The organism is Streptomyces sp. JLSY215 (assembly GCF_059682825.1).
In genome coordinates, this window is the sequence record NZ_CM185022.1 from 6,125,934 (window position 1) to 6,138,174 (window position 12,241).

The 12,241-nt window shown below is 73.3% G+C and carries 10 protein-coding genes; 7 read left to right on the forward strand and 3 right to left on the reverse strand.

What is annotated here, in order from left to right; genetic code table 11:
* Positions 1–37: 37 nt before the first annotated feature.
* From AC5677_RS27405 to AC5677_RS27430, 6 genes are all read left to right on the forward strand, one after another.
* Positions 38–937, forward strand: a complete 900-nt coding sequence (locus AC5677_RS27405) for an LLM class F420-dependent oxidoreductase (protein WP_497190589.1) — start codon at positions 38–40, stop codon at positions 935–937.
* Between the two features lie 358 nt (positions 938–1,295).
* Entirely contained in the window at positions 1,296–3,569 is a 2,274-nt protein-coding gene (locus AC5677_RS27410) for an MMPL family transporter (RefSeq protein WP_497190590.1), read from the forward strand.
* 119 nt (positions 3,570–3,688) lie between these two features.
* Positions 3,689–4,297: a hypothetical protein gene (locus tag AC5677_RS27415; protein WP_497190591.1), complete on the forward strand. Its 609-nt coding sequence runs from the start codon at positions 3,689–3,691 to the stop codon at positions 4,295–4,297.
* A gap of 280 nt (positions 4,298–4,577) precedes the next feature.
* Positions 4,578–4,766, forward strand: a complete 189-nt coding sequence (locus AC5677_RS27420) for a hypothetical protein (RefSeq protein WP_497190592.1) — start codon at positions 4,578–4,580, stop codon at positions 4,764–4,766.
* 67 nt (positions 4,767–4,833) lie between these two features.
* Complete coding sequence (locus AC5677_RS27425) at positions 4,834–7,944, forward strand: helix-turn-helix transcriptional regulator (RefSeq protein WP_497196777.1); 3,111 nt, start codon at positions 4,834–4,836, stop codon at positions 7,942–7,944.
* 115 nt (positions 7,945–8,059) lie between these two features.
* A complete protein-coding gene (locus AC5677_RS27430) occupies positions 8,060–8,521 on the forward strand; it encodes a GNAT family N-acetyltransferase (protein WP_497190593.1) in 462 nt (153 codons plus the stop codon).
* A 25-nt stretch (positions 8,522–8,546) separates the two neighbouring features.
* On the opposite strand, the gene AC5677_RS27435 is transcribed toward AC5677_RS27430, so the two are convergent.
* The 3 genes from AC5677_RS27435 to AC5677_RS27445 all read right to left on the reverse strand — a co-directional run bounded on the left by AC5677_RS27435 (position 8,547) and on the right by AC5677_RS27445 (position 11,129).
* Complete coding sequence (locus tag AC5677_RS27435; protein ID WP_497190594.1) at positions 8,547–8,738, reverse strand: DUF6191 domain-containing protein; 192 nt, start codon at positions 8,736–8,738, stop codon at positions 8,547–8,549.
* Positions 8,739–8,823: 85 nt separating this feature from the next.
* Positions 8,824–10,005 carry a PQQ-dependent sugar dehydrogenase gene (locus tag AC5677_RS27440; protein ID WP_497190595.1) on the reverse strand — a complete coding sequence of 394 codons (1,182 nt, stop codon included), beginning with the start codon at positions 10,003–10,005 and terminating at the stop codon, positions 8,824–8,826.
* 86 nt (positions 10,006–10,091) lie between these two features.
* Positions 10,092–11,129 (reverse strand): aldo/keto reductase, encoded by a 1,038-nt coding sequence (locus tag AC5677_RS27445; RefSeq protein ID WP_497190596.1) that lies wholly within the window; start codon positions 11,127–11,129, stop codon positions 10,092–10,094.
* An 89-nt stretch (positions 11,130–11,218) separates the two neighbouring features.
* On the opposite strand from AC5677_RS27445, the gene AC5677_RS27450 reads away from it, so the two are divergent.
* Positions 11,219–12,196, forward strand: coding sequence for a 2-hydroxyacid dehydrogenase (locus tag AC5677_RS27450; protein ID WP_497190597.1), 978 nt, complete (start codon positions 11,219–11,221; stop codon positions 12,194–12,196).
* Positions 12,197–12,241: the final 45 nt, after the last annotated feature.

Sequence of the window (12,241 nt, forward strand, 5' to 3'; positions counted from 1 at the left end):
ACGCGGACCGGGCCACCCCTCAGCCAGTGGAGGAACGGTGCAACAGCACGCTCTCGCTTCGGTGATCGGCCCGATCGGTGTCTGGCACGGCGGCCTCGGCCGGGTGCCGGCCGCGACCGCCCGGCGGGCGGCCGCCGAGATCGAGCAACTGGGCTACGGCGCCCTGTGGTTCGGGGAGGGGCCGGGCACGGAGGCGGTCAGCCGGGCCGCACTGCTGCTGGCCGCCACCGAGCGGATCACCATCGCCACCGGCATCGCCAACATCTGGGTCCGGGACGCAGCCGCCGCCAAGGCCGCCGCGCACACCCTCGCCGAGGCGTACGACGGCCGCTTCCTGCTCGGCCTGGGCGCGAGCCACGCCCCGCTCGTCGACCGGCGGGGGCACACCTACGCCAGGCCGCTCGCGGCGGTGCGCGCGTACCTCGACGCGATGGACGCGGCCCCCTACGACGGTCCGGACGGTCCCGCGCCCGCACGGGTGCTCGCGGCCCTCGGTCCGAAGATGCTGGAGCTGGCGAAGGACCGGGCGGCGGGCGCCCACCCGTACTTCGTGACGCCCGAGCACACCGCCCGCGCCCGTGCGGTCCTGGGCACCGGCCTGCTGCTCGCCCCCGAGCAGGCCGTACTGCTGGAGACCGACCCGGCGAAGGCCCGCTCCCTGGCCCGCGAACACCACACGCGCTTCTATCTGGAGCTGCCGAACTACATCGGCAGTCTGCGCCGGCTCGGCTTCGGTGACGAGGACTTCGCGGGTGGCGGCAGCGACCGGCTGGTCGACGCGATCGTCGCCTGGGGCGACGCGGACGCCATCCGGCGGCGGGTGCGCGAGCACCACGAGGCGGGCGCCGACCATGTGGCCATCCAGCCGCTGGCGGCGGACCGGGGTCTGGGGCTCGATCAGCTCCGGGAACTGTCACCGGCGCTGACGGACGCCTGAGCCCGGCAGGGCGGGGCGGCCGGTCCGTCCCGTCCGGGCGGGCGGCGGTGGGACGGTGGGGCCTCCGTCGGGCGTGATGCCGGCCGGAAGTTCATCCGCTTCCGGCGGTGTCATCCGGATGTCCCCCAAGGACACACCCGCCCGCCGGTCCTTGATCACATTTCCCCCGGCCGCTTGTCTGGGACCGTGTGTGGGGAAGTCCACAAACGGGCCTATGGATCTTTTCGGGCTGTCACCCTGCTCGCAGAGGAGCGCCGACCGGAACGTGGTGGGCGCCCGTCCCCGTACATCCGCGCTCGGCACCACCCGTCACCCGGGAGTTATCGACGCTCAACCCGGGAAGCAGACGACGAAGTCCGTGACCTCTCTGGCTCGGTGGTGTTTCAGACGCCGCATCGTGGTGATCGTGCTCTGGCTCGCCGCCTTCGCGGGGGTCGCCGCCGCCGCGGGGATGGCGGGATCCGCCTACTCGACCGATTACGAGGTTCCCGGGACCGAGTCCGGGCAGGCCGGCGCCCTGCTGGCGAAGGCGTTTCCCGGGCAGTCCGGGGACAGCGACACCATCGTGTGGCACACGGACACGGGGTCGGTGCGGGCCGGTGCGGTCAAGAAGCGGATGACGCATGCCCTGCGGGACGTCGCCGGGCTGCCCGGAGTCTCCCAGGTGCACGGCCCCTACGGCCGCGCGGGCGACGGCCCGCACCCGCAGCGCCGGATCAGCCGGGACGGGCACACCGCCTACGCCACCGTCGTCTTCGACCGGCCGACCGACGAACTGCGCGCGGCCCAGGTGAAGAAGGTCGTCGACACCGCGCGGGCCGCCGCCGGCCCGCACCTCCAGGTGGAGCTGGGCGGCGCCGGGATCGCGCTGACCGAGGCGCCGCGCGCCCAGCTGCCGGAAGTCATCGGGCTGTGCGTGGCGGCCGTGGTGCTGTTCCTCGCGTTCGGCTCGCTCGCCGCAACCTTCCTGCCGATCATCACGGCGCTGGCCGCCGTCGGTACCGCCTCGGCCGCCATCACCCTGCTCGGCCACGCCATGACCGTCGCCGACTTCGCCCCCATGCTGGGCATGCTGATCGGCCTCGGCGTCGGCATCGACTATGCGCTGTTCATCGTCACCCGGCACCGCAAGGGACTGCGCGCGGGGCTGTCCGTCCAGGAGGCCGCCGAACGCGCCGTATCGGTGTCCGGCCGCGCCGTCGTCTTCGCGGGCGCCACCGTCTGCATCGCGCTGCTCGGCATGCTGATCCTGCGGCTGAGCTTCCTCAACGGCGTCGCCCTGGCCGCCTCGCTCACCGTCGTCCTGACCGTCGCCGCCTCGATCACCCTGCTGCCCGCGCTGCTCGGTCTGATCGGCATGCGGGCGCTCGGCCGCCGCGAACGCCGGCGGCTGGCCGGCCACGGCCCGCGGCCCGAACAGCCCACCGGGATCGCCGCCCGCTGGGCCTCCTTCGTCGAGCGGCACCCCAAACTGCTGGGCGTGACCGCCGCCGCCGTCATGATCACCCTCGCCCTGCCCACCTTCGGCCTCCACCTGGGCACCTCCGACCAGGGCAACAATCCGGCCACCTCGACGACCCGTAAGGCGTACGACCTGCTGGCGGGCGGCACCCACGGGGGCGACACCCGGGGCGCGGGGCGGGACGGTGCGCGGAGCGGCTTCGGCCCCGGGTTCAACGGCCCGCTGACACTGGTCGGCAGCCTGGACAGTGCCAAGGACCGGCTCGCCTTCGACAAGCTGCCGCACCGGCTGCGCGAGGTGCCCGGGGTCGCCCAGGCCAGCGGACCCGAGTTCGACGGCAGCCGCGGCACGGGCGTGATCACCGTCGTACCGACCAGCTCCCCGCAGTCCCAGCAGACCTCCGACCTGGTGCAACGACTGCGCGGCGAGGTCCTCCCCGACGCCGCGGAGGGCACGACGATGCGGGTGCACGTGGGGGGCATCACCGCCAGCTACGACGACTTCGCCGCCGTCATCATCGGCAAGCTGCCGCTCTTCGTCGGTGTGGTCATCGCGCTGGGATCGGTCCTGCTGCTGCTCGCCTTCCGGAGCATCGGCATCCCGGTGAAGGCCGCGCTGATGAACGTCGCCGCCGTCGCCTCGTCCTTCGGCATCGTCGTCGCGATCTTCCAGTGGGGGTGGGGGAGCGAGCGGCTGGGGCTGGGCAGCGCCGGACCGATCGAGCCGTTCCTGCCGGTCATCATGGTGTCCGTGCTCTTCGGACTGTCCATGGACTACCAGGTGTTCCTGGTGTCCCGGATGTACGAGGAGTGGCAGCTGACGCACGACAACCGCCGGGCGGTACGGGTCGGCCTCGCCGAGACCAGCCGGGTGATCAACTCCGCGGCGGTCATCATGATCGCGGTGTTCGGGGCGTTCGTCCTCAGCGGCGACCGGATCATCGCGATGTTCGGGATCGGGCTGGCCGCGGCCGTCGCCCTGGACGCCTTTGTGCTCCGTACGCTGCTGGTCCCCGCCCTGATGCACATGCTCGGCGGCGCCAACTGGTGGCTGCCCGCCTGGCTGGACCGCCGGCTGCCCCGGATCAGCATCGAACCGCCGCCGCAGGCCGCCGACCGGAGCCCCGAGCCCGGCCCGCAGGACGGGGAGAATCCGCTGGTGAAGGTCTAGGGCGCGGGACCCGCCAGGGGCCTTGCCCGGTGCCGCGTCCGGGGCGTTGCGCGGTGCCCCGACGGCCCCGTGCCGCGGCTCTCATCCGACTCTCATCCGCGGCACCTACGGTCGCGCCCATGGGAACGACGACTACGGAAAAGCGCACCGACGACGAGAACGCCTCCGAGGCGGACAAGGCGGACAAGGCGGGGAAGACCACCCCCGAGAGCGCCACGGAGGCCGTGGACGAGACCGCCGACGAGACCGCCGAAGGGACCGCCGACGACCGGAGCGGCGCGCCGCGGGATGCGGACCCCGCCGAGGAGGCGGCCGAGGACGCGGAGACCGCCCGGCCCGCCCCCGGGGTCGCCGCCGGCGCCGGTGCCGTGGTGGCCGCGGGGCTCGGCCTCGCCTCTGTCACCGGCACCTGGCTCGGCACCCTGATGGCCGAGCGGCAGACCCTGATGGGCCAGATCAACCTTCAGGCGCACCGCACCACCGACCAGATCGCCGCCGTCTACGGAACCCCCTGGCACACCACCGCCCTGGTCAACGGCGTCTTCGCGCTGCTCGCCCTGATCGTCGCCGCCGTGGTGCTGGCCCGGGCGCGCGCCACCTGGGTACGCGCCGTCGCCTGGGGCGGCCTGGCGCTCGGCGTGCTCGGCCTCTTCATCTCGGCGGGTATGTACCTCGACCTCTTCGCGAGCATGCCCAGCATCCCCACGGGCGGTGCGCCGGGTGCCTGAGTCCCCGCGACCGGAGGCCGCCGGTCTCTCTAAGTCCCCTCCGGCCGGACCCGCCGGTATCTAAGGTCCGTATGGGGCGCCCCGCCGGTTTCTAAGGACCGTGCGGGGCGCCTCGCGGATTTCGGACTCCCGCACGGGCACGAAGATCGGGCACTCTCCCGATGTGGTGGACCCCCCTCGGCGACGAAGCTTGAGCACATCGACAAGCAGCCGGCGCCACAACGCCGGCGCCGCGACGTCGACGCCACACCAGGGTCACCACCACATCGGGAGAGACATCATGTACACCTCCGAACTCGCACAGCGCGTCCGTTACGAAGAGCTGCGCCGCGCGGCCGACCGGCAGCGCCTGGCGCAGGAGGCGCTCGCGGGGCGGCGCGCCGCGGCCCGTTCCGGACAGCACGAACCGGAAGGGCGGGTGAGTCGGCGGCGGGGCCGGTGGGCGCGGCTGCGTCGTGCCACCGTCTGACCGCGGGCGGGCCGACGGGACGGGCCGCGGGAGGAAACACACTGCCGCATTGTCAGACCTCTGTGCGATGCTCAGCAGCGTGCAGACCAGGTCCGTCAGTCCCGTGTTCGTCGGCCGCGCGGCCGAACTCGCCGCGCTGCGCGAGGCGCTCGCCCGTATCGAGGCCTCCGGAGCGCCGCAGGCGATACTCATCGGCGGCGAGGCCGGGGTCGGCAAGACCCGGCTGATCGAGGAGTTCACCGAATCCGCCCGCGGCCAGGGCGCGCTGGTCGCGCTCGGCGGCTGCATCGAAATCGGCTCCGAGGGACTGCCCTTCGCGCCGTTCTCCTCGATCCTGCACACCCTCAACTGGCACCTGCGCGACGAGCTCGCCGCCGCCGTCGCCGGCCAGGAGGGCGAACTCTCCCGCATCCTGCCCGAATTGGGCGAGACGCCGGGAGAGACGCGCGACGAGGAGATCGGCCGGGCCCGGCTCTTCGAGCTGACCGCCCGCCTCCTGGAGCGGCTCGCCGCCGACCGCACCCTCGTCATCGTCATCGAGGACCTCCACTGGGCCGACCGCTCCACCCGCGAACTCCTCGCCTACCTCCTGCGCGCCCTGCACGACGCCAACGTCCTCCTGGTCGCGACCTACCGCTCCGACGACATCCACCGCCGCCACCCGCTGCGCCCCTTCCTCGCCGAGGTCGACCGGATGCGCACGGTCCGGCGCGTCGAGCTGGCCCGCTTCAACCGCGACGAGGTCCGCTCCCAGATCGCCGGGATCCATGGCAGCGAGCCCGAAGAGGACACCGTCGAACGGGTCTTCAAGCGCTCCGAGGGCAACGCCTTCTTCGTCGAGGAGCTGGCCCGCGGCCTCGCCGACGGCTGTCTGCACGGCCTCAGCGACCCGCTGCGGGATCTGCTGCTGGTGCGCGTCGAGGCGCTCCCCGAGGACGCCCAGCGCGTGGTGCGGATCGCCTCCGAGGGCGGCTCCACGGTCGAGTACGAACTCCTCGCCGCCGTCAGCGGGATGTCCGAGGACGCCCTCATCGAGGCGCTGCGGTCCGCCGTCGGCAGCAACACCCTGGTGCCCACCCAGGACGGTACGGGCTACCGCTTCCGGCACGCCCTGGTGCGCGAGGCCGTCGTCGACGACCTGCTGCCCGGCGAGCGCACCCGCCTCAACCGCCGCTACGCCCAGGCCCTGGAGGCCGACCGCACCCTGGTCCGCGCCGACGCCTGCGCCGCCCGCCTGGCCAGCTACTGGTACAAGGCACATGACGCCGCCAAGGCGCTGCCCGCCGTCCTCGCCGCCTCCGTCCAGGCCCGTCGCCGCCATGCCTACGCCGAGCAGCTGCGGCTGCTGGACCGCGCCCTGGAGCTGTGGGACGACGCGCCCCTGGAGGTCCGCCAGAGCGTGCGCCCGGTCGACTCCGCGGAGGCGTATCCGGCCTGCGGCTGCGGCGACGACGCCCTGCACTTCCTCGACCTGCTCGCCGAGATCGCGGTGGCCGCCCGGCTGACCGGCGACGGCGAGCGGGCCTTCACCATCACCAAGCGCGCCCTGCGCTCGCTGCGCGAGGGGAACGACCCTCCCCCAAGCTCTCAACAGAGTGCGAGCAGGGGGGACCCCCTCCGGGAGGCATGGTTCCTTCTGCAGCGTTCCCGGCTGGTCCAGAGCACCGGCCGCGGCGACGGCTGGGAGGACCTGGGCAAGGCGCAGGAGCTGATGCGCGGCCTGCCGCCGTCCTCGGTGCACGCCGCGGTGATGGCCGGCGTCGCCGGCTGGCAGATGCTGCACGAACCGGGTCCGGGCACCTTCGCGACCGCCGAACAGGCCGTGGAGCTGGCCCGGTCGGTCGGTGACGAAGAGGCCGAGCTCAACTCCCGGCTGACGCTGGCAAGTCTGAGAATCGACGCGGGCGAGGTCGAGGACGGCCTCGCCGAATTCCGTACCGTCCTCGCTCTGGCCATGGACCGCAGCTACTTCGCCGTCATCGGCCGCGGCCACAACAACCTCCCCTGCGCGCTGGAGGGCGTCGGCCGCTCCCGCGAGGCGGTCGAGGTCGCCACCCGGGGCGTCGAACTGGCCATCCGCCACGGCCTGAAGGAGACCGCCAGCTGGGTGACGGCAAACCTCGCCGAATCGCTGCACTCGCTGGGCCTCTGGGAGGAGGCGCGCCGGGCCGCCGCCGACGCCGGCCGCCTTTCGCAGAGCTCCCGTTCCATGGTGCTGGCCGCCAACCGCCGCATCGAACTCGCCCTGGACACCGGCGACATCGCCGCGGCCGAACGCGAACTTGCCCTGGCGAAGGAGACCTACGGCACCCACGACCGCCAGCCCCAGCAGATCATCCCGATGAGCCGCCAGGCCCTCCGCATCGCCGCGGCCCAGGGACGGCTCCTCGACGCCCGCGACATCCTCCAGCAGGCCCTGGACGCCGGCTTCCCGTTCGGCACCGTGCGCTATGCCTGGCCGCTGCTGTGGTCGGCCACGGCCGCCGAGGCGGACGCCCGCGGGCTGCCCGTCGCCGGGCCCGGCCGGGCGGGGGTCCTCGCCCGCATCCGCGACGTCGTCGAGCGGCTGCCCCGCCTCTCCCCGATCTGGGAGGCGTACAGACTGGCGGTCGACGCCGAACTCCGCCGCGCCGAGGGCCGTGCCGCGCCCGACGCCTGGGCCGCGGCGGTCGGCGCCTTCGAGCCGCTGGAACAGCCGCACGCGCTGGCCTGGGCCTGCTACCGCTGGGCCGAATCGCTGCTCCACGGCACCGAGCGGGCGACCGCCGGCCTGGACGGCCGTACCCCGCGCGAGGCCGCCGTCGACCTCCTCGCGCGGGCCCACGCCGCGGCCGTCACGATGGGCGCCCGCCCCCTGACCGACGAGGCCGAACTCCTCGCCCAGCGCGCCCGCATACCCCTCCCCGGCCAGACCGCGGCCGCCGCCCCGTCCCCGGCGTCCGCCGAGCCCGGCGCCGCCCCCGAAACGCTGGGCCTGACGCCCCGGGAAAGCGATGTCCTGCGCCTGGTCGCCGACGGCCGCAGCAACCGCCAGATAGCCGACGCCCTGTTCATCTCGCCGAAGACCGCCAGCGTCCACGTCTCCAACATCCTCGCCAAACTGGGCGTCTCCGGCCGCGGCGAGGCGGGTGCGGTGGCCCATCGCCTCCGCCTGTTCGGGGAGCCGACGGCCCGGTGAGGCGGCCGAGGGCGACGGCGGGGTGCGGGCGGTGCGGTGGGACGGCGCGATGCGCGCGCTCCGGTACGGCGGTCGTCCGGGACGGCTTTGCACCGGCGCGGCGTAAGGACTCCCGATGATCGTCGGACCCGCACGGGAAGCGGACGTCCCGGGCCTCCTCGCCCTGGCCGCCGAGGTGGAGCACTGGTTCGGCCCGCTGGTCGAGGACCCCGGTTTCCGCGCCGCCCTCGACCGGCACCTCCGCCGGTCCACCGCGCTCGTCGCCACGGCGCCGGGAGAGCCGGGCCTCCTCGGCGGGCTGCTGTTCAGCGCGAAGGAGGACGCGAGGTACCACGTCCGCTGGCTCGTCGTCGCGGAGCGGGCGCGCGGCCGGGGCGTCGGCCGCGCGCTGATCGCGGATGCGGTGCGCAGGTTCGTACGGGGCCCGGGGACCATCGAGGTGGTCACCTTCGGCGCCGCCGGCCATCCCAGCGGCGCCCGCGCCTTCTACGAGCGCCTCGGCTTCGCCCCCGGCGAGCCCGCCGCCCCGGGCCCGGAGGGCGGTTCCCGCCAGGTGTTCCGCAGGACCGTCTCCTGACGCCGCGAACGTTCCGGCGGCCTGCTCAGCCCGCGTCGGCCGCGGGCGCGGGCCGCGGACGGGGTGCCCTGACGACGACGGCCCCGGACGCGAGGTCTATCGGTCCCGCACCGGGATCGGCGTCCCCCACGTCATCGACGACGAGCGACATCTTCTGCCGCTCCTCGTCGGTGTGCTTGCGGCCGGGCGCGAACAGCTCCTCGACGACGTTGAACAACGTGCCCCCTTCCGGTAGCCCCGTCCCCCGGATCCGAGTGTAGGCAGGCCGCGGAAAAAGGGGATCAGTCCGCCCCGAAAAGGGATCAGGTCACCTTCAGGTGGAGAATCCGGTCATCGCCCTTACGGGGCCGGCCCCGCCCGTCGGTGTTGCTGGTGACCAGCCACAACGAGCCGTCACCGGCCGCGACGACGGTCCGCAGCCGCCCGTACGTGCCCTTGAGGAAGGCCTGCGGGGCGGCCACCGGCTTCGTACCGTTCAGCGCGATCCGCCACAGCCGCTCGCCGCGCAGCGAGGCCATCCAGATAGAGCCCTTCGCGTAGGCGATGCCGCTGGGCGAGGCGTCCTTGGTCTTCCACTCCTCGACCGGGTCCACGAACCCGGTGCCCGCCCCGCCCTTCTTCGCCTTGCCCTCCGCCTCCGGCCAGCCGTAGTTCTTGCCCGGCTCGATGAGATTGAGTTCGTCCCAGGTGTCCTGCCCGAACTCCGAGGCCCACAGCCGCTTGTCGTCGTCCCAGGCCAGGCCCTGCACATTGCGGTGGCCGTAGTCGTAGACCACCGAATCGGCACTCGGGTTGCCGTGCGCCGGCTCGCCGTCCGGCGTCATCCGCAGGATCTTGCCGCCCAGCGACGTCTTGTCCTGCGCGAGCCCGGTGTCGCCGGTCTCGCCCGTCCCGGCGTAGAGCATCTTGTCCGGGCCGAACGCGATCCGGCCGCCGTTGTGGATCTGGCCCTTGGGGATGCCCCGCAGGATCGTGTCGGGGGCGCCCAACTGGTCGCCCGGGGGGCGCTTCTCGTCGTAGATCATGCGCGCGATGCGGTTGTCGGACGCGGTGGTGAAGTACGCGTACACCTGGTGGTCCACCCCGAACGACGGGGACACCGCGATCCCCAGCAGCCCGCCCTCGCCGCCCGGATCCACGCCCGGCACCGAGCCCAGCTCCGTGGTTTTCCCGTTGTCCGCCGACACCCGGACGATCTTCCCGGTGTCCCGGGAGGCGACCAGCAGATCCCCGCCCGGCAATACCGCGACCCCCCAGGGCGACTTCAGCCCGGTGGTCAGCGTGCCGGTCACCTTGACCGAGCCCTTGGCGGGCGGCGCGGTGCTGGACGGACCGGCGCTCGGTGTGGCCGGTGTGGCGGAGCTCTTGCCCTTGGGGGCGGCGGATGTGCCCTTGGGGGTGGCCGGTGCGCCGCCGGAGGAGCAGCCCGCCGCCAGAAGCAGCGAAGCGGCGGTCAACACGGCGGTCCGGGAACGGCGTTGCACGGCGGGGATCCTCTCGTCGGCGGGCGGGACAAGGAGACCACATCGCGCCGGGCGGGGCGGGAGGTGGCGCGCCCCTGGGTCCGCCCTCAGTACCAGGACCCGCGGGCGGGCGGCAGCCGCGCGATCTCCGCCAGGTCGTCCCTGCTCAGCACCAGTTCCGCCGCCTTGGCGTTCTGGGCCGCCCAGCGTTCCTTCTTCGTGCCCGGCACGGGGACCACATGGCGGCCCTGCGCCAGCACCCACGCCAGCGCCACCTGGCCGGGCGTCGCGCCGTAGCGGGCGCCGACCCGCCGCAGCCCCGCGACCACCGGCTGGTTCGCCGCCATCATCTCGGCGGTGAAGCGGGGGTGCCGGGCCCGGACGTCCTCCGGCTCGAAGCCCTGGCCCGGGGTGAGGGTGCCGGTCAGATAGCCGTTGCCCAGCGGCATCGCCGCGAGGAAGCCGACGCCCCGGGACTCGCACCACGGCAGCAGCGCCTCCAGCGCCTCCGGCGACCACACCGACAGCTCGGCCTGGACGCTGCTGACCGGGAACACCTGCTGGATGCGCTCCAGTTGGCGCAGTGTGCCGTCGTGCATCCGTGACGGCGGGCGGCGCCCGGCGGCCGGCCGGCGCTCGCCGCGGGACGCGCGGGGCGGCCGTACCGCCCGCGCGCCGACCGCGCACAGCCCCAGGGACCGCACCTTCCCCGCCGCCACCAGCTCCGCCATCGCACCCCAGGTCTCCTCTATGGGCACCTCGGGGTCGGCGCGGTGCAGCTGGTAGAGGTCGATGCGGTCGGTCCCCAGGCGACGCAGCGAGGCGTCACAGGCGCGTTTGACATAGCCGGGGCGCCCGTTGGCGACGATGTGCTGTTCGCCGACCAGCAACCCGCACTTGGTCGAGACGAAGGCGTCCTCGCGCCGCTCCCTGAGCGCCCGGCCGACGAGCAGTTCGTTGGTGAAGGGGCCGTACATATCGGCGGTGTCCAGCAGGCTGCAGCCCTGGTCGAGCGCGGTGTGCACGGCCCGCAGCGAGCCCTCCCCGCTGCGCTGCGACGCGGTGTACCCCCAGCTCATCGGCATACAGCCCAGTCCGACCGCGCCCACCTCGAGGGCCGCCGCACCGATTGTCCTGCGCTCCACCTGGTCGTGCCTCCGTCCCCTCGCCCCCGATCAAGGGCCCTCACCAAACTAACGTCTGAACCAAACGCCTTTTCGCATAGCCTGCGGGCATGGCAACACGACACCGCCCCACCGGCGCCCGGGACGTCTGGCTCCCCATCCCGCCCGACGAGATCGACGGCCTCCCCGAGGGGTTCCGTTACCTCCACTGGGACGCCGGCCCGGACTACCCGGCCGACCCCGCCGACTGTGTCTTCTACGCCGTCCCCTACATGAAGCGCGCGGAGATCTGCCTGCGGCCGCTGCCGCTGATGACCCGGCTCCGGGCCGTGCAGATGCTGACCGCGGGGATCGAGCACATGCTGCCCGGCCTGCCCTCCATGCCGGCCGGCGCCGAACTGTGCAACGCCCGCGGGCTGCACGACGCCAGTACCGCCGAGCTCGCGCTCACGCTGACGCTGGCGGCGCTGCGCGGAATTCCCGGATTCGTACGGGACCAGGACGCGGAGAAATGGGGGGCGGGTTTCCAGCCGGCGCTCGCCGACAAGTCCGTCCTCATTGTGGGGTACGGTTCGATCGGCAGTGCCATCGAAGACCGGCTCACACCTTTTGAGTGCGCGCGGGTCTCGCGCATCGCGCGCACCGCCCGTGAAACTGTGCGCGGTCCCGTGCATCCACTCTCCGCCTTGTCCGCCCTCTTGCCCGACGCGGACGTCGTCATCCTGGCCACTCCGCTCACCGACGAGACCCGTGGCCTGGTCGGACGCGATTTTCTGGCCCGGATGAAGGACGGCGCACTCCTGGTGAACATCGCCCGCGGGGCGATCGTCGACACCGCCGCACTGCTCCCCGAATTGGCGTCCGGACGGCTGCGCGCCGCACTCGATGTGACCGATCCGGAACCCCTGCCCGCCGGACATCCGCTGTGGCACGCTCCCGGCGTGCTCATCACTCCACACGTCGGTGGCCCCAGTTCTGCCTTTCTGCCCCGTGCGAAGCGGCTTCTGCGGGACCAGTTGACGCTTTTCGCCGTCGGGAAGCCCCTGCGGAACGTGGTCGCCACAGCCGACGGAAGCGGTGGTGAGTAGCTCTACGAGGCCGTACGACTGCAAGGGGTGCTCATCTCTCCGCTG